This window comes from Synechococcus sp. UW105 (genome assembly GCF_900473935.1).
Lineage (GTDB): Bacteria > Cyanobacteriota > Cyanobacteriia > PCC-6307 > Cyanobiaceae > Synechococcus_C.
Genome location: NZ_UCNN01000030.1, coordinates 301,958 through 319,759, shown reverse-complemented (window position 1 = coordinate 319,759; position 17,802 = coordinate 301,958). Strand labels below are relative to the sequence as shown.

The 17,802-nt window shown below is 60.0% G+C and carries 16 protein-coding genes; 10 read left to right on the top strand and 6 right to left on the bottom strand.

The window, feature by feature from the left end:
- Window positions 1-51 precede the first annotated feature (51 nt).
- The 8 genes from trpD to DXY16_RS13900 all read left to right on the top strand — a co-directional run bounded on the left by trpD (window position 52) and on the right by DXY16_RS13900 (window position 10,472).
- Window positions 52-1,098, top strand: a complete 1,047-nt coding sequence (gene trpD, locus DXY16_RS13935; RefSeq protein WP_115121714.1) for an anthranilate phosphoribosyltransferase — start codon at window positions 52-54, stop codon at window positions 1,096-1,098.
- A 35-nt stretch (window positions 1,099-1,133) separates the two neighbouring features.
- Window positions 1,134-2,276 (top strand): glutamine-hydrolyzing carbamoyl-phosphate synthase small subunit, encoded by a 1,143-nt coding sequence (gene carA / locus DXY16_RS13930; protein ID WP_115121713.1) that lies wholly within the window; start codon window positions 1,134-1,136, stop codon window positions 2,274-2,276.
- A 73-nt stretch (window positions 2,277-2,349) separates the two neighbouring features.
- Window positions 2,350-2,706 carry an STAS domain-containing protein gene (locus DXY16_RS13925; protein ID WP_115121712.1) on the top strand — a complete coding sequence of 119 codons (357 nt, stop codon included), beginning with the start codon at window positions 2,350-2,352 and terminating at the stop codon, window positions 2,704-2,706.
- Window positions 2,703-3,110: a ribonuclease III domain-containing protein gene (locus DXY16_RS13920; protein ID WP_115121711.1), complete on the top strand. Its 408-nt coding sequence runs from the start codon at window positions 2,703-2,705 to the stop codon at window positions 3,108-3,110. Before DXY16_RS13925 ends, DXY16_RS13920 begins: the two co-directional genes overlap by 4 nt.
- A gap of 15 nt (window positions 3,111-3,125) precedes the next feature.
- Window positions 3,126-5,018 (top strand): 23S rRNA (guanosine(2251)-2'-O)-methyltransferase RlmB, encoded by a 1,893-nt coding sequence (gene rlmB, locus DXY16_RS13915; RefSeq protein ID WP_115121710.1) that lies wholly within the window; start codon window positions 3,126-3,128, stop codon window positions 5,016-5,018.
- A gap of 81 nt (window positions 5,019-5,099) precedes the next feature.
- Complete coding sequence (locus tag DXY16_RS13910; RefSeq protein WP_115121801.1) at window positions 5,100-5,348, top strand: DUF1816 domain-containing protein; 249 nt, start codon at window positions 5,100-5,102, stop codon at window positions 5,346-5,348.
- A gap of 31 nt (window positions 5,349-5,379) precedes the next feature.
- A complete protein-coding gene (gatA, locus tag DXY16_RS13905) occupies window positions 5,380-6,843 on the top strand; it encodes an Asp-tRNA(Asn)/Glu-tRNA(Gln) amidotransferase subunit GatA (RefSeq protein ID WP_115121800.1) in 1,464 nt (487 codons plus the stop codon).
- An 86-nt stretch (window positions 6,844-6,929) separates the two neighbouring features.
- The gene (locus DXY16_RS13900; RefSeq protein WP_115121709.1) at window positions 6,930-10,472 is read left to right on the top strand and encodes a DNA polymerase III subunit alpha; all 3,543 of its coding nucleotides are present in this window, start codon (window positions 6,930-6,932) and stop codon (window positions 10,470-10,472) included.
- A gap of 27 nt (window positions 10,473-10,499) precedes the next feature.
- Here DXY16_RS13900 and DXY16_RS13895 read toward each other — a convergent pair whose 3' ends face one another.
- Genes DXY16_RS13895 through ruvA form a run of 3 tightly spaced genes read right to left on the bottom strand, consistent with a single transcriptional unit; the run spans window position 10,500 to window position 11,911 of the window.
- A complete protein-coding gene (locus DXY16_RS13895; protein ID WP_115121708.1) occupies window positions 10,500-10,910 on the bottom strand; it encodes a PAM68 family protein in 411 nt (136 codons plus the stop codon).
- A gap of 26 nt (window positions 10,911-10,936) precedes the next feature.
- A complete protein-coding gene (rpsO, locus tag DXY16_RS13890) occupies window positions 10,937-11,206 on the bottom strand; it encodes a 30S ribosomal protein S15 (RefSeq protein ID WP_115121707.1) in 270 nt (89 codons plus the stop codon).
- Between the two features lie 54 nt (window positions 11,207-11,260).
- Window positions 11,261-11,911, bottom strand: a complete 651-nt coding sequence (gene ruvA, locus DXY16_RS13885; RefSeq protein WP_115121706.1) for a Holliday junction branch migration protein RuvA — start codon at window positions 11,909-11,911, stop codon at window positions 11,261-11,263.
- Between the two features lie 21 nt (window positions 11,912-11,932).
- Here ruvA and DXY16_RS13880 point away from each other — a divergent pair, with 21 nt between their 5' ends.
- Window positions 11,933-12,406 (top strand): hypothetical protein, encoded by a 474-nt coding sequence (locus tag DXY16_RS13880; RefSeq protein WP_115121705.1) that lies wholly within the window; start codon window positions 11,933-11,935, stop codon window positions 12,404-12,406.
- Window positions 12,407-12,418: 12 nt separating this feature from the next.
- Here the strand turns inward: DXY16_RS13880 and DXY16_RS13875 are convergent, their stop codons facing one another.
- A complete protein-coding gene (locus DXY16_RS13875; protein WP_115121799.1) occupies window positions 12,419-13,366 on the bottom strand; it encodes a DMT family transporter in 948 nt (315 codons plus the stop codon).
- A gap of 82 nt (window positions 13,367-13,448) precedes the next feature.
- Between DXY16_RS13875 and dnaG the strand changes: the two genes are divergently transcribed.
- Window positions 13,449-15,530, top strand: a complete 2,082-nt coding sequence (gene dnaG, locus DXY16_RS13870; RefSeq protein ID WP_115121704.1) for a DNA primase — start codon at window positions 13,449-13,451, stop codon at window positions 15,528-15,530.
- A gap of 28 nt (window positions 15,531-15,558) precedes the next feature.
- Here dnaG and DXY16_RS13865 read toward each other — a convergent pair whose 3' ends face one another.
- Window positions 15,559-16,800, bottom strand: coding sequence for an NAD(P)/FAD-dependent oxidoreductase (locus DXY16_RS13865; protein ID WP_170953973.1), 1,242 nt, complete (start codon window positions 16,798-16,800; stop codon window positions 15,559-15,561).
- Window positions 16,797-17,792 (bottom strand): hypothetical protein, encoded by a 996-nt coding sequence (locus DXY16_RS13860; protein WP_244281701.1) that lies wholly within the window; start codon window positions 17,790-17,792, stop codon window positions 16,797-16,799. Before DXY16_RS13860 ends, DXY16_RS13865 begins: the two co-directional genes overlap by 4 nt.
- Window positions 17,793-17,802 lie beyond the last annotated feature (10 nt).

Below are 17,802 nucleotides of genomic sequence, written 5' to 3'. Positions count from 1 at the left end.
CCCATCACCCGGCCCGGCGTGCTCAGCACCCGGGTTTTTTTCTGTCCACTCATGCCGAATCCATCCGTGTCCTGGCCGCAACTGTTGGAACATCTCCTGCAGGGGGGCTCGCTTCGTGATGACGAGGCCACAGCCTTGATGGAGGCCTGGCTATCGGAAGCGCTCACACCGGTTCAGACCGGTGCCTTCCTTGTGGCGCTTCGAGCACGGCCTGTGAACGGCACAGAACTTGCTGCCATGGCCCGCGTCTTGCGTCAGGCCTGCCCGTTGCCCTGTGCGAGGCCCAATCTGTTGATGGTGGATACCTGCGGCACCGGTGGTGATGGCGCAGACACCTTCAATATTTCGACTGCGGTGGCTTTGACCGCGGCGGCCTGTGGTGCGGTGGTGGCCAAGCACGGCAATCGCAGTGCCAGCGGCAAGGTGGGATCAGCCGATGTGCTTGAGGGGTTGGGGCTCGACCTGAAGGCTTCTGCCGCCCAGGTGGTGGATGTTCTCCCTAAGGCTGGGGTCACCTTTTTGTTCGCTCCTGCCTGGCACCCCGCCCTGGTAAATCTGGCTCCGCTTCGGCGCAGTCTTGGCGTGCGCACAGTGTTCAACCTGCTGGGGCCCCTGGTGAATCCGCTCCAGCCCGATGGCCAGGTTCTGGGCGTTGCCCGCCCCGATCTGCTGGATCCGATGGCGGAAGCTCTTCAGCGGCTGGGTCAGCAGCGAGCCGTTGTGGTGCATGGTGCCGGCGGCCTGGATGAGGCTTCCTTGGCGGGCCCGAATGATCTGCGCATCATCGAGGCCGGCCAGCTCCGTTCCGAGTCGATCATCCCCGCCGATCTGGGCTTGGAAGAGGCGCCGCTGTCCGCCCTGAGGGGGGGTGATCTTGAGATGAACAAAACGATCCTCCGTGATCTGCTCCAGGGTCGTGGCACTGCAGCGCAGCGGGATGTGGTGGCCTTCAACACTGCTTTAGTGCTCTGGGTTGCTGGCGTTCAAACCGATCTCCGTGCTGGTGCCCAGCAAGCTTTGGCCTGCCTAGAGGAAGGTCGTGCTTGGCAGCGGCTTGAGACTCTCAGCCAGGGGTTGCGCGGCGGCGAGGAACAATAAGAAGACGAACTGTTGTTCCCAGGGTCTGCTTGCCCATGACTTTTGCCACCTCCAAGGCCCCGGCAGTGCTTGTGCTGGCGGATGGCACGGTGTTCCAGGGGCTGGCGTGTGGTCGGCGCGGCAGCGTCGTCGGTGAGGTGGTGTTCAACACCGGCATGACCGGTTATCAAGAAGTGATGACAGATCCCAGTTACTCCGGTCAGCTGGTCACGTTCACCTATCCGGAGCTCGGCAACACGGGGGTGAATGATCAGGATCAGGAGGCTGACCAACCCCATGCCCTGGGGCTGATTGCTCGTCAGCTGGCTCCCCTCGCTAGCAATTGGCGCTGTAGTCAGAGCCTGCCCGATTGGCTTGATCATCATGGTGTGATCGGTATCCATGGCATCGACACCCGTGCCTTGGTCCGTCACCTGCGCGATGCAGGCGCGATGAATGGGGTGATCAGTTCGGATGGACGTTCGCCTCAGGCTCTGCTCGAAGACCTCAGATCGGCCCCATCCATGCAGGGCCTAAATCTGGCCGATCGTGTCAGCACAACAGAGGCCTACACCTGGACCAGTCGTTGTGCCGCTGCGTTCGACCAGCGACTCCAGCCTCGCCCCGAGCGTCCTTTTCGCGTTGTGGCAATTGATTTTGGTATTAAACGCGCCATCCTTGATCGCCTCGTGGGCCACGGTTGCGAGGTGATCGTTCTGCCTGCATCCACGACCCTGGATGAGGTGATCCGCCATCAGCCCGAGGGTGTGTTTCTCTCCAATGGACCGGGTGACCCCTCTGCTGTGACCGGAGGTATCGCCCTGGCCAAAGGATTGCTGCAGCAGAAGAACCTGCCGTTATTCGGGATCTGCCTCGGCCATCAAATTCTCGGTCTGGCGCTGGGGGGGACCACCTTCAAGCTCGCGTTTGGTCATCGCGGGCTTAATCACCCCTGCGGCACCACGGGGCAAGTGGAGATCACGAGTCAGAACCATGGTTTTGCCCTTGATGCCCAGTCATTGCCTGCCGACACCGTTGTGGTGACCCACCTCAATCTCAACGATCAGACCGTGGCCGCCATGGCCCATGCGCATCAGCCGGTGTTCGGCGTGCAGTACCACCCTGAGGCCAGTCCTGGTCCCCACGATGCGGACCATCATTTCGCGCGTTTTGTTGAGCTGATGGCAGAACGTCGCTGACGGTGGTCCTCCCGCTGCAAGCTCCCTACACTTCGGCACAACGCGCCTGAGGGGGACTGTTTCCATTACTGAACTGCAGCGACTCACCGTTTCTCTCCGCGGTGGCTTCGAGCAGCGTGACAACTGCCTGTTGTTTCACTTCACCGGCCAGTTGGATGCGTATTCCGAGAAGCAATTTCTGACCTACGTCAGTGATGTGCTCAAGGCCAATGCCTCTTCATTGGTGATTGATCTCAGCAAGATCGATTTTCTTGATTCCTCCGGACTCGGAGCGATGGTGCAACTGGCGAAGCAGTGCAATGACGCCAAGCGCAGCTTTCTTGTCGTGGGCAATGCCCGGGTGGCCCAGACCGTCAAGCTGGTTCGCCTGGAGGAGTTCCTCCATCTCGTTCCCGATCTGGATAGTGCTCTCAGCAAGTTGGCGGCTTGACCGATTGGATTCGATCACAGCAGGGCCGTGGTGGTGCTGCTGAGCTTGGACCTTTACAACTTGCTTGGTTAGGAGATGCTGTTTGGGAGCTGCATCAACGTCTGCGCCATTGCCGCCATCCCGGTCGCTCAGATGATTTGCACCGGGCCGTCGTGGCGGAGGTGAAAGCAGACGCCCAGGCTTCGGTTTTAGACACTCTCGATCCTTTTCTCTCCGATCAGGAAAGGGATCTTGTCCGTCGTGGCCGCAATCGGGCTGGTCGTGGCCCTCGCCGGGGAGAAGGATCTGTGTATGGACGGGCCACGGGATTTGAGACAATGGTTGGCTGGCTCTTTTTGCAGAATCCGGCCCGGCTTGCCGAGCTGTTTGATCAACTGGAGGAGACCGAAAACGACCTGTCATAGCCCTCTGTTTCGTTCATGAGTTTCCGTTCTGATCGCCGTTCTTCCGGCGATGGCCGTCCCTTTAGTGGCGGTCGTTCTTCCGGTGCAGGACGTCCAGGGGGTGCATCTCGCTCCTCTGCTGGAGGTAGGCCATTTCGTGGGCGTTCCGATCGCGATCGCCGTGTCGACCGCGATGGCGGTGCTGACCGTGATGGCCGATCTCCACGCGGGGATCGCTTTGAACGTGGCAATCGCTTTGATCAAGGAGAACGACCCCAGAGAGAGGGACGCTTTAACAGGGATGGCCGCTTCAATCAGGAGGCCCGCTCGGAGCGCAGTTCTGACGTCGGTGGTCGCTCTCGATTTGATCGTTTTGACCGCAAAGCAGCTCCTGGCCGGCCTGGTCGCGTCGAGCGAAACGGACGCTTTGATCGCAAGGATCGCTTTGAAGGCAAGGAGCGTTTCGATCGCCGCGACCGTGGCCCCGCTGACCGTGGCCCAGTTGACCGTGGCCCCGCTGAGCGTTCTTCATCTGACCGCTTTCCCCACGACCGTCCCTCCCGCGACCGGTTTTCAGGCGATCGTGGTCCCCGCGACCGTTACCCGAGCCATCGTTCCGAGCGTTCCAACCAACGCTTCTCCTCCAGGCCTGAGCGTGGATCGTCTTCGAGTTCGGATCGATTCAGGGGGCGCCAAGGGTTCAGGAGTGGCTCCCGTCGTGGTGGCTGGGCCCGAGACACCTCCCCAGATCAGTTTGATCAGGCCCAGCGGCAGGGTGAGGAGCTAGCCCATTCCCCCGATGCCCAGGCTGATGACATGCTCTGGGGACGCCATGCCACCCAGGCAGCCCTTGAGGCCGGGCGTCCGATTCACCGGATTTGGTGCACCGCTGAGCTGCGTAGCTCACCGAAATTCCTTCAATTGCTCAGGGATGCCAAGGCCTCCGGTGTGTTGGTTGAGGAGGTCACTTGGGCGCGACTCGGTCAGCTCAGCGGCGGTGCTGTGCATCAAGGCATTGCTCTGCAGACCGCTTCTGCGGAAACGCTTGATCTGCATACCTTGGTGGAGGGTTGCGCTGCGCTGGGTGAGCCGCCTCTGCTGTTGGCCCTGGATGGCCTCACCGATCCCCATAATCTCGGCGCCATTGTGCGTTCCGCTGAAGCCCTCGGTGCCCACGGCGTTGTTTTGCCTCAGCGGCGTAGTGCTGGGCTCACCGGCTCTGTGGCCAAGGTTGCCGCCGGTGCTTTGGAGCATCTACCGGTGGCAAGAGTCGTCAATCTCAACCGCTCTCTGGAAAGCCTTAAAGACGCTGGTTATCGCGTGGTTGGCTTGGCGGAAGAAGGTGATGTGACCTTGCCGGAAGCCGATCTGGAGGGGCCGCTTGTGGTGGTCACCGGTTCAGAGGGCAACGGTTTGTCGTTGCTCACACGCCGCCACTGCGACCAGTTGATCCGGATCCCATTGCGGGGCATCACGCCAAGCCTGAATGCCTCTGTGGCGACCGCCATGTGTCTGTATGAAGTCGCTAGACGCGGCTGGATGAAGGATCTCAAGGGTCAGGCACCGTCTCCTCCGATCATTCGGCCGCGCTGCGCTGGTTTGGATTCAGACCCGATCGCCAGCCTCAAGACAGACGAGGCCGCTGGAGCGGACGAGGCGCTTGAGACTGCTGCTGGATCTGAGACTGTTGGAGTTTCTGAGAGCGCTTTAGAGCCTGAGGCGATTGCTGCTGCTGAAGCTTCGCCTCAGCCTCCCCACGAGGATGCACCTGTTGGATCACCTGAGGTCGCGCTAAATCCTGACGACATCGCACCGGCTCTCGAGGCTGGGTCGCAGCATCCTTCGGAGGTTGAACTCGAACTCGAGCGAGACCAACAGAGTGCACCACAGGTGGATGCGGTGCCCTTCCAGGACAGCGTTGAACTTTGATCCTCTGCTCGACTCCCCTGATCAAGTGCAGCCACGCGTTAGGAAGCAGTGCAGAATGGAACTGTTCTGCTTCCTTCGTTGATGGGCCTCCTGAATAGGCCGCTGCGCAGTTTTGCCAACGGTCTTGGATTGGCTTGGTGGGCTCGGGTTGAGACCCAGGGCCCTGATGTCTCTTACTGGTTCGGACCGTTCGTCACCCGCGCCAGCCTCCAGAAGCAGCTGCCTGCTTTCCTCGAGGATGTGGCCTCTGAGTCACCATCTGATATCAGCCATACCATTCTGCGCTGTCGTCGTGGTGAGCCATTCACCATCAGCGCTGACGACGGCTGATAGCGTCGCAGCTGTGTAGCAGTCCATGACGATGGCGATCGCCGAGTGGCGTCAGCAACTGGTGAGCGGTGAGGTGTCGGCCCGTGAACTCACGGACCAACATCTTGCGCGTATCGCCGCCGTTGAACCAAGCCTCAACGCCTATCTCGAGGTGACGGCTGAGCGTGCCAGGGCCGATGCCGATCGCATCGACCAGGCACGCAGTGCCGGCGATGACTTGCCTCCATTGGCGGGCGTTCCTCTCGCAATTAAGGACAACCTCTGTACCAAAGGTGTTCCCACCACTTGTGCCAGTCGCATGCTTGCTGGCTTCGTGCCCCCTTACGAGTCCACGGTCACTGGCCGACTCTGGGATGCAGGAGCAGTGTTGCTGGGCAAGACCAACCTCGATGAATTCGCCATGGGCGGCTCCACCGAGACCTCAGCGTTCGGCCCCACGGCCAATCCATGGAACGTTGACCACGTGCCGGGCGGCAGTTCAGGCGGGAGTGCCGCTGCCCTTGCTGCGGGTGCGTGCATGGCCTCACTAGGTTCCGATACGGGTGGCTCGATTCGTCAACCCGCCTCCTTCTGTGGCGTCGTCGGTCTCAAGCCCACGTATGGGCGCATTAGTCGTTACGGCCTGGTGGCCTTTGCCAGCTCCCTCGACCAGGTTGGACCATTCAGCTCCAACGTCGCCGATACAGCCGCGTTACTGCAGGTGATGGCGGGTTACGACCCTCGTGATTCCACCTCCCTGAAGGTGCCTGTTCCTGATTACAGCGCTGATCTGGAGAAGCCGATTAAGGGCCTGAGGGTTGGCCTTGTGCGTGAGTGTTTCGAGCAAGACGGACTCTCTGCTGAGGTCAAGGCCTCTGTTCTCGCTGCAGCTGAACAGCTTCAGGCCCTCGGTGCCGAATTGGTGGATGTCAGCTGCCCACGCTTTACCGACGGCATCGCCACCTATTACGTCATCGCGCCGTCGGAGGCTTCCGCCAATCTGGCCCGCTACGACGGCGTGAAGTATGGCTTCCGGGCCGAAGACGCAGACAGTCTTGCTGCCATGACATCCCGCAGCCGGGCTGAGGGTTTTGGCAGTGAGGTGCAGCGTCGCATCCTGATTGGCACCTATGCCCTCTCGGCTGGATATGTCGACGCCTATTACAAAAAGGCTCAACAGGTGCGCACCTTGATTCGCCGTGACTTCGATGCTGCCTACCAGACGGTGGACGTTCTGCTGACGCCAACAGCGCCGACCACCTCCTTCCGCAATGGCGCCCATGCTGATGATCCCCTGGCGATGTACCTGGCGGACCTGCTCACCATCCCTGCCAATTTGGCTGGCCTGCCAGCGATCAGCGTGCCCTGTGGTTTTGACAGTGCAGGCCTTCCCATCGGCCTGCAGCTGATCGGGAATGTTCTGGAGGAGTCCCGCCTGCTTCAGGTGGCCCATCAGTACGAGCAGTCAGCCCAGGTGATGGCGGCATCACCGCAGGGAGCTCTGATTCCTGCCTGACCCTGATCACGCCCCATGGCCCCTAGATCTGGGGTCATGTGTTCGGGTGGCACCCTCCATCTTGCGTTGCCTCTTAGGCTGGGGGCATGGCATTCGTCCCTCTTCACAACCACAGTGATTACAGCCTCCTGGATGGGGCATCACAGTTGCCGCAGATGGTGGAGCGGGCCAAGGCCTTGGGGATGCCCGCCTTAGCGCTCACCGATCATGGGGTGATGTATGGCGCTGTGGAGCTGTTGAAGCTCTGCAAGGGGGCTGGTATCAAGCCGATCATCGGCAATGAGATGTATGTGGTGAACGGATCGATCGATGATCCGCAGCAGAAGAAGGAGCGTCGCTATCACCTGGTCGTTCTCGCGAAGAACGCCACCGGCTACCGCAATCTGGTCAAGCTCACCAGCATCAGTCACCTACGTGGCATGCGGGGCCGCGGCATCTTTTCCAGGGCTTGCATTGATAAGCACCTGTTGCAGCAATACAGCGAAGGGTTGATCATCGCCACTGCCTGTCTCGGCGGCGAAATCCCTCAGGCAATTCTGCGCGGTCGTCCGGAAGTGGCCCGGGATGTGGCTCGTTGGTATCAGAGCGTGTTTGGCGACGATTTTTATCTGGAGATTCAGGACCACGGCTCTCAGGAAGACCGGATCGTCAATGTGGAGATCGCTCGGATTGCCAAGGAACTGGGAATCGGTCTGATCGCCACCAACGACGCCCACTACCTCACACGTCATGACGTGGAGGCGCACGATGCCCTGTTGTGCGTGCTTACCGGCAAGCTGATCTCCGACGAGAAACGGCTGCGATACACCGGCACGGAGTTCATTCGCAGCGAAGAGGAGATGGGGCGGTTGTTCGCCGATCATCTCGAACCCGAGATCGTTCAAGAAGCGATTGCCACCACATCCCTCGTGGCCGACAAGGTTGAGGACTATGACATCCTTGGCCGCTATCAAATGCCCCGTTTCCCGATACCGGAGGGGCATAGTCCGGTGAGCTACCTCAAAGAGGTGACCGATCAGGGGCTTCGGGATCGTCTGGGTCTTGCTGCCGATGCATCGATCGATGCCGACTACGGCGAACGCCTGACCTACGAGCTCGGAATCATGGAGCAGATGGGCTTCCCCACCTACTTCCTCGTGGTTTGGGACTACATCCGCTTTGCGAGAGAACAGGGGATTCCTGTGGGGCCAGGGCGTGGCTCGGCAGCGGGCTCCTTAGTGGCCTATGCCCTCGGAATCACCAATATCGATCCAGTCAGCAACGGTTTGCTCTTTGAGCGTTTTCTCAATCCAGAGCGCAAGTCGATGCCTGATATCGACACCGACTTCTGCATCGAGCGCCGCGGTGAGGTGATCGATTACGTCACCCGTCGCTACGGCGAAGACAAGGTGGCCCAGATCATCACCTTCAACCGCATGACCTCAAAGGCGGTTCTCAAGGATGTGGCACGCGTTTTGGATATTCCCTATGGCGATGCCGATCGTCTGGCCAAGCTGATCCCTGTGGCCCGCGGCAAGCCAGCCAAGCTGGCGGCGATGATCGGCGATGAATCGCCCAATCCCGATTTCCGCGAGAAGTATCAGAAGGATCCGGTTGTGAAACGATGGGTTGACATGGCGATGCGGATCGAGGGCACCAACAAGACCTTCGGTGTGCATGCCGCAGGTGTGGTGATCGCAGCCGATCCCCTCGACGAATTGGTGCCGTTACAGCGCAACAACGACGGTCAGGTGATCACTCAATACTTCATGGAAGACGTTGAGTCGATGGGCCTGCTCAAGATGGACTTCCTGGGGTTGAAGAACCTCACGATGATCGACAAGACCCTGGAACTGGTGGAGTCGAATTTTGGTGAGCGCATCGATCCCGACAAGCTTCCTCCCCAGGATCCAGACACGTTTGCTCTTCTCGCCCGTGGCGACCTGGAGGGCATCTTCCAGCTTGAATCCAGCGGCATGCGCCAGATCGTGCGCGACCTAAGGCCTTCGTCCCTGGAGGACATTTCCTCGATTCTTGCCCTCTATCGACCGGGGCCCCTGGATGCCGGCTTAATCCCCAAGTTCATCAACCGGAAGCACGGGCGTGAGGCGATTGATTTTGCTCATCAGGCCTTGGAGCCGATTCTCCAGGAGACCTACGGGATCATGGTGTATCAGGAGCAGATCATGAAGATCGCTCAGGATCTGGCGGGTTATTCCCTTGGTGAAGCCGACCTGCTCCGCCGTGCGATGGGCAAGAAAAAGGTGTCCGAGATGCAGAAGCATCGCGGCATCTTTGTGAAGGGTGCCAGTGAACGTGGGGTTGCCGAGAAGGTTGCCGACGAACTCTTCGATCAGATGGTTCTGTTTGCTGAGTATTGCTTCAACAAGAGCCATTCCACCGCCTATGGCGCGGTCACTTATCAAACCGCTTTCCTCAAGGCCCACTACCCGGTGGCGTACATGGCGGCTCTGCTCACGGTGAATGCCGGAGCGAGTGACAAGGTGCAGCGCTACATCTCCAATTGCAATGCCATGGGGATTGAAGTGATGCCTCCCGATGTGAATGCTTCAGGCATCGACTTCACCCCAACGGGGCAGCGCATCCTGTTTGGACTTTCCGCTGTTCGGAATCTTGGCGATGGCGCCATCCGTCATCTGATTGCGAGCCGGGAGGCCGACGGTCCGTTCCAATCGCTGCCTGATCTGTGTGATCGCCTGCCCTCCTCGGTACTCAATCGTCGCAGCCTCGAATCGCTCATTCACTGCGGAGCTCTTGATGCTCTTGAGCTCAATGCCAACCGTGCGCAATTGATGGCGGATCTTGATCTGCTTCTCGATTGGGCCTCCTCCAGGGCAAAGGATCGGCAGAGCGGCCAGGGCAATCTGTTTGATCTGATGGCTGCCGCCACCTCGACTGAAGGCGAGACGGCCAATGATCTGAGCATGGCTCCGAAGGCCTCCCCTGTGCCTGATTACCACCCCACTGAGAAGCTCAGACTTGAGAAGGAACTGGTTGGTTTTTATCTCTCCGATCACCCCCTCAAGCAACTCACAGCCCCGGCCAAGCTGCTAGCACCGATCGGTTTAGGCAGCCTTGAGGAGCAGGCCGACAAGGCCAAGGTGAGTGCGATCGCCATGGTGAGTGAATATCGCCAGGTGACGACGCGAAAGGGAGACCGTATGGCGGTTCTCACCCTGGAAGATCTCACCGGCAGCTGCGAAGCCGTTGTGTTTCCCAAGAGCTACGCCCGTCTTTCAGATCATCTGATGGCGGAAGCACGCTTGCTGGTGTGGGCAGTCGTTGATCGCAGGGATGAACGCGTGCAACTGATCGTCGATGACTGTCGGGCGATCGATGATCTGCATCTTCTCTTGGTTGAGCTCCAACCCGATCAGGCCAGTGATGTGGCTGTGCAGCACAAACTCCGGGAATGCCTGCATGCCCACCGTCCGGAACAGGACGAACTTGGCGTGCGTGTTCCCGTGGTTGCCGCAGTGCGCAACGGGGCCGACGTGCGTTATGTGCGCTTGGGATCCCAGTTCTGTGTCAAAAATGCCCAGCTGGCGGCCAGTCACCTCAAGGAGCAGGCCTTTGAAGCCAGCACCAAAGCCCTGTTTAGTGGGGCCCCATCTGCCCAATCACCCTGACCTGGCAAGCCTTCACGAGTTGGACGATCAGGTCTTGCTGTTCTGTGCCTTCATTGACGACCGCAGTCGTTGCATGTTGGGCTTGATGTGCTCAATGCCCAGCAGACTTCCAGGCTGCGGTTCCCAGCTTGCAGACAGCACTCCATAACTCAAGCCCAGGAGGCCCAAGAGGAAGCATGCGCCTGAGCTGATCAGGGTGACGCCTGGTGGAATATCGAGGATCTGACGACTCACCAGCAGATAGCTGATCACAAACACCGCCATGCCCATCACGGAGGGCACACCCGTAGCAATGGCGACACGACGCGCCATCCGATTCGCCACCGCTTTGGGGATGGGTTCGGACGACGCTTTTGCCGATGCGCGGCCTGTGCTGCCGCTGTTCTCCTCGGCTGACCTGCGGGGTTCAAACGGCAAGGGTTTGCGCTGGTCGACCATGGCAGAAAGCTTGCTGGTGCGGCGAATCAGCCGCGGATGCCCAGTTTGCCAATCAGATTGCTGTAGCGCTGCTCGCTCTGGTTACGCACATAGGTCAGCAGTCGCTTGCGGCGACCGATCATCTTGAGCAGACCCTGACGGGAGGAGAAGTCGTGGATGTTCTGCTGCAGATGGCTGCTGAGCTTCGAGATGCGCTCGGTCAGCATGGCCACCTGAACCTCAGCCGAACCGGTATCGGTGGCGTGGGTCTGGTGCGTGTTGATCAGTTGCTGCTTCTGAGTGGTATCGAGCGACATGCGCGGCGTCTGGCCCTGACAGTGCAAACAACCAATTTACCCCCTCGCCTGCCCCTATGCCGATGATCGGCTGAGCCAACGCAGGCTTTCGCGCAGCCAGCCATCGGTGTCAGTTGTTGCTGGTGGTTCAGCCCCTGATGCAACGGCGCGCATCGCCCGGCGGATTTCCAAGTCTTCGTAGCCGAGTGTCTCTAGGGTCTGCTGCAGCTCCTGGAGGGGGTCCCCCTGAATCGGTAGCGCTTTGAGATCGCTGCGATCTACCAACGACAAGCTGTCTGCGTCTGGTGTCTTCCATTCGCTGAGGCGATCGCGCAATTCCACGGCCAGTCGTTCAGCTGTGCGTTTCCCCACACCTTGGGCCTGGCTGAGACGGCGTAGATCCCCATCCACAATCGCCTCCACTAGAGCCTCGGCACCACAGCATTCGAGCAGGGCCAGAGCCATCTGGGGTCCGACACCATTGACGCTGATCAATGTTCGGAACAGATCCCGCTCGCGTCGCTCAATAAATCCAAACAGACTGCATCCGTCCTCGCGCTGCACCTGATGGATCCATGCCGTGCAGCGACGTTCACCTTCCAGTTTGATGCGATGTCCAGATGTGAACTGAACCTCGTAACCCACGCCACCGCAAGCGATGACGAGTCCCTGACGCCCACCTTGAGACCAGGTGTCGATCCGATCCCCTTGCAGCCAGCCGATCATGGGGTTGCTCCTGATCTGCCCATGCTGCCTGACCTGTCGAGTCTTTCACCCCTTGTTCTCCGTCTGAGACGGTGGATGCAAAGAGGTCTTGCCTTGATTTGCGTGGTTGTGCTCGGCTTGGGCATGACGGCTTGTACGGGTGTGAATCAGCCTCCTCGCTCCGTTCTGCTGAAAGCTCTGGGTTTGCAGATCGAACTCACCCAGTCCGCCATCGCCACCTCCCTCGACCTCGATGCAGCTGGTGCCCCTGAGGTCAGTCGAGTCAGGGTGGAGTCACAGGAAGCGATCACATTGGCTGACCATCGTGGTTTGCATCTCACCGGGCGCTTCGATTGGCGTCTGCCTGGTGACAGGGTGAGAGTCGATAGTCCGTTCGAATTGTTTTTGGAGCGTGGAGAGCGGGGCGAGAGCTGGCGTCTGGCTCAACCGGCTGGCAGCAGTGACGGTGGATCCCAGGACTGGCTCACCTTCCCCCTGCCGATTGATGCTGGCTGAGCGCATGACTGCTCAGCGTGGCTGACGGGCGCTGAGGCTGATCAGTGTTGCTCCAAGCACGCAAGCCGCACCGACCACCATGGTGCTCGTGATCGGCTCAGCAAAAAACATCACACCCCAGAGGGCCGCGAAGACCACCTGCACGTAATTGATCGAGGTGGCTCGCGCCGCCGGTAGCGTTGCCAATCCTTCCGTGAGCCACACCTGGCCGAGCTGGGTGAACACTCCCACACCCACAAGCCAAAACCATTGCACGCTGCTGGGCCAGATCGCGTCTCCCCAGAGGAACGGAAGCGTGGCCGGTACCGACACCAATGGGAAATAGAACACGATCACCAGCGGGTGTTCGCGCACCGACAATTGTCGGACGCTCACGTAGGCCAGAGCGGTGAGTAAGGCGCCAGCCAAGCCGATCACCACCGCTATGGCCGGCAAGGCTGCCGTCGATGGGGCCAAGCTCGTAGTGCTTGAGCCTGTCAGTGAGCCCAACACGGGGCTTCCGATCCATTCAGGCTGGACCACGAGCATGACACCCGCCAAGCCGAGCAACACCGCGAGGCCGATCCGTCGCCTGATCGGTTCCCCTAGCCAAACCCAGGCGCTGAGAGCCGTCAGAGTGGGGTAGGTGTATTGCAGCAGGGTGGCAGCTGCCAGGGGCAGACGGGCCAGGGCTTCAAAAAAACAGAGCAGTGCCGTGGTGCCAAGGACGCCACGAAGCAGCAACAGGCTTCGCTGCTGACCCCAGGGGGAGACCTGGGCTTGTTTCAGCATCACCAGGGTGATCAGGATGCTGATCAATGAGCGAACCAGCACGATCTCTGCGACAGGCAGCTCACCACCGAGTTGCTTCACGCAAACGGTCATCACACTGAACGCCAGCGCGCAGAGAATCAGCAGTGCGCAGGCGCGCCATTCCTTCGGCGACTGACTGCCTCGGATTGCATTCAGCAGAGGGTGCATCCGTGGCCGTTGTTGATCACGGGCCAACCTTCGCACCGCACGCTGCCTCACCGATGTGCGCAAGGTCTCGCAGAATGGGGCCATGGCGATGCCCCGTCTTCACCCCCGCACCATCGACGCCGTCAAGGAACGGGCCGACATTGTTGATGTGGTCGGTGAGCACGTCGTTCTCAAGAAGAAGGGGCGTGAGTTCGTCGGCATCTGTCCGTTCCATGACGACAGCAAGCCGTCGATGACGGTGTCGCCCGCCAAGCAGTTCTATTACTGCTTTTCTTGCGGTGCAGGCGGGAACTCCATCAAGTTTCTGATGGAACTGCAGCGGCAGAGCTTCAGCGACGTTGTGCTGGAGCTGGCACGCAAATATCAGTTGCCTGTGGAGACCGTCGACGGTCCGCAGCAGGAACGTCTCCGCCAGCAGCTCTCACGGCGAGAGAAATTGCATCGCGCACTGGCTTTGGCTTCGGGCTGGTTCCGCACTCAGTTGCGCAGTGAGGCTGGCCAGGGTGCTCTGCAGTATCTGCGCGAGAGCCGGGGGCTCAGTGAGGCCACTCTTGATGCCTTTGAACTCGGTTATGCCCCGGAACAGTGGGATGGCCTGCTGAAGCACCTTCAGGAGGTGGAAGGCTTGGCCCCGGAACTCCTCGAGGCGGCCGGTCTTGTGGTGCCCCGTAAGGGTGGCAATGGTTTTTATGACCGTTTCCGCCATCGGGTGATGGTGCCGATCCGAGACCGTCAAGGTCGGGTGATCGGTTTCGGTGGTCGCAGTCTGGATGGAGGCGAGCCCAAATACCTCAACTCCCCAGAAACGGAGGTGTTCGAGAAAGGCAAGCATCTGTTTGGTCTCGATCGAGCTGCCAACGCCATTCGCAAAGACGACCGGGCTGTTGTCGTGGAGGGCTATTTCGATGTGATTGCTCTTCATGCCGCCGGCATCACCAATGCTGTGGCAGCCCTTGGCACAGCCCTGAGTGGGCAACAGATCACTCAGCTCTGCCGTTGTAGTGACGGTAAGCGCATCGTGCTCAATTTCGATGCCGATGGTGCCGGGGTTCGGGCCGCCAACCGTGCCATTGGTGAGGTGGAACAGTTGGCTCTTCAGGGCCAGCTTGAGTTGCGGGTGCTCCACTTGCCTTCCGGCAAGGATCCCGATGACTACCTCAAGGAGCACGGCTCCGGTGATTACCGCGCCCTCTTAGATCAGGCGCCGCTCTGGCTCGATTGGCAGATTGAGCAGGTGCTTGAAGGCCGCGATCTGGCGAAAGCGGATCAGTTCCAGCAGGGTGTTAGTGCCTTGGTGGCCCTGCTGGGCAAGCTGCCCCAATCAGCGATTCGCACCCATTACCTCCAACGGGTCGCGGAACGACTCAGTGGTGGGCAGGGACGACTGGCATTGCAGCTTGAGGAGGATCTGCGACAGCAGGTGAAGGGTCAGCGCTGGCATGGTCGATCGGCCCGGTTCGAACAACCTGGCGAATCCAGCCAACGGGAGCGTTCTGAGGCCGAGATCCTGCGCCTGTATCTCCACTGCCCCTCCTATCGCAGTGCGATTCGGCGGGAACTGCGTCAGCGCGAATTAGAAGATTTCGCGCTGCAACATCACCGGCTGCTCTGGGCAACTCTCACCGATCTGGAGGAAACAAACATCGGCTCCGGCCGGCTGGAGGCCGTCAGTCGCGGTCAGGACAGTGGCGAGGACCTGGCAGACCTTGATTTGCCACGTCTGCTCACTGATCAGCTTCTGCTTGAGAACAGTGCGTTGGTGTCGCGGCTCACCCCATTGCTCGAACCGGGTGAACTTCAGCGACTTGCCTTGAGTAACCCTCTGCAGCAGCTGCGCGGCACAGCTGCCGTTCTCGAACGTCAGAAAAGTCTGAAGCGTTGTCGCCATCTGCTTGAAGCCTGGGGTGGGCAACGCCTGCAGACGCTTGAACGTTGCATCGCATCGCTGATCGCCCAGGAGCAGGATCAGCCGCAGGCACTGGCCAACATCGATATGGAGCAGCGCATCCACGCCCTGTTTGAAGACCTCAATGCCGACGCTCTTCGCTTCCAGGAGCTCTACTACTGCGAGCGGAAACACATCGCCCACCTCGATGAGCAGCGTTGCGCCGGTTATGCCAATCCCAATGAGGTCGTCACAGACGACGTTCCTCCTGCGGCTTGAGTGCAGCTTCGTGTTGTGTGTTGCTTGGTCAGCTCAGGCCCACTAGTGCCTGATTGAGCGCCTGATCATCCATCCGTTCCAGAGCCAGGGCGTGCCAGTCCTGCCGCCAGATCTCAATCCAGGTGTGTAGACGATCTTGAAAATGTTCGGTCAATTCTTGCGGGCCCAGTCCTGCAGAAATCCCATTGCGAAGCACCTCAGCGGCAAGGGCACCGCTTTCCATGGCTCGGTCGATGCCGTGGCCTTGGTGAGGATCGACCAATGATGCAGCATCTCCGGTGAGCAGTACCCCCGCAGGTGGCTGCAGTTGAGCAATGGGATGCAACACCGGAATTGCCATGGTTCTGATCTCCCTTTGGGAGGAGGCCGTCGCATCGTGCCTTTTGATCGGTCTCTGACCATCCAGTTGGCAAAGCAGATGGTCGATCCAGAGGCGTGTGCGCTTGATCAGCTCCTTTCCCCGCAATCCATGGCCACCTTCGGGTGTCGGCATCGCCGCCACGCCGCAGTTGTAGCCGCCCGGCACAGCAAAGGCCCAGGCATAGGTGGCTTCTCCAGGCCAGCGGTAGTCAATGCGGGAGATTGGCTCGCCTGAACCACGATCTGAGCGTGCCATGGCCTCGTCTCCCAGATAACAGCGACTGGCCAAGGCAAGCAGAGGTCGCCCCTGCGACAGATGGCAGTGTCGTTGGATCATCGACCCGGCGCCATCGCAGCCCACCACGAACTCTGCCTTGATCGCAAACTGACCCGTTCGTTGTCCGGCTGGATCGTGAATGCTGCCGCTCACCTTCCAACGCTGCTCATTGGCGTCCCAGTGCAGCCTCTCCGCCTGCCATCCGAATTGCATCACGAGCTGGTGATCTTTGCAGCGCTGCATCAGCCAGTGGTCAAGCTCGCGGCGACGAACGGTTTGCATGCATGGTGTTCCGGACAGAATTCCATTGCCGTTCCTATGCCAGCCCCCATGACTGTTTCTGTTGCTGTACTGCCTGGCTCTCACACTGCCCTGCTCCGCCAGGAAGCTCCGTTTCTGCAGCTGTGGTGATTGGTCGTTCAGTCCCAGCCTCTCAATCAGGGTCTGGCTATTGAGCGGCAGGGCATCACCGCAGATCTTGTCGCGGGGGAAATGGGCTCGGTCGATGGCCAGCACATCAAGCTCGCTGTCAGCAAGCCCCATGCCACAGGCGGAACCTGCAGGCCCGAGGCCCACGATCAACACCCTGACCTGACGGTGTTGGCAATCTCCTCGCGATTGCTCCTCGGTCATGGACATCGCGTTAGTGGTTGATCCAAACGGTTGTGCGTCAGCACGTGCAGCAGCTGCATCGTGTTCTTTGGCAGTTCCTTGCGCTGCAGCATGGCTTCCAGTTCCCGAGCCCGTTGCATCACCATCCTGCAGGCGTCGCGATGGTGATCTGTTGCCAGCTCCTGGAGATAGACATGGGCACGGGCATCGTCACGCAAGTCACCTGCGTCACTGCAACCGAGCCCGAGGCGAAACAGCTCAGCGTTAAACCAGCCCATTGCTGCGAGCATCCCCAGGGCATCGGCGATCAGTTCATCAAACAGGTTGATGCGCATCTCCCCGACCAGGCGCTTGCAGGCGATGTGGGTGAGTTCATGTTCCAAACGCCAGCACCTCGACCGTTCGATCCATTCCTCTTCACTGAGTTGCCCCGGCACAACACTGCTGGAGAGGGAGCTGTAGGGCGCCCGGTGCAGGATCAGCAACTGGGCACGTTGATCTCTCCCGAGCTCACGAATCAATCCCCAGTGGATTAGGCCTGCCACCGCCTGGGCATGGACGGTGGGCTGGATCGTGGAGCTCGCACACCGATGTGCAAGACAGCGCACGACCAGAACGAAGTCATCGTGATGACGGAACTCGAGCACCGGTATCGATCCACAAGGATGGGCGGCCAGGCTGATCGTCAGTCCTTCTGGATCCTGCAAGCTTGGGGCCATCGCCTGATCGCTGGCGTTTGGGGACTCCCCCCGCAGCACAAGCCGTTTGTAGGCCTCACTGTTGGCGGCGTCCGGATGGGGCGTTATCCAGAGCTGGGGCAGCCCCTTGCGCAGGGTCGACCAAGACTGATCGGCCGTTGTATTGGCCAGCCATTCGGCCCACCAACGCTCCTGGGCAGAGGGCTTCAAAGGCAGAGCTGGCCAGGGCTGATCGAACCCCTGAAAGACCTTGCAGTACTCCTCGATTGACTGCATCACCCTCGCGTTAGCGACTGTTGTTGGCTCTCTAGCCATGGTTACCGGA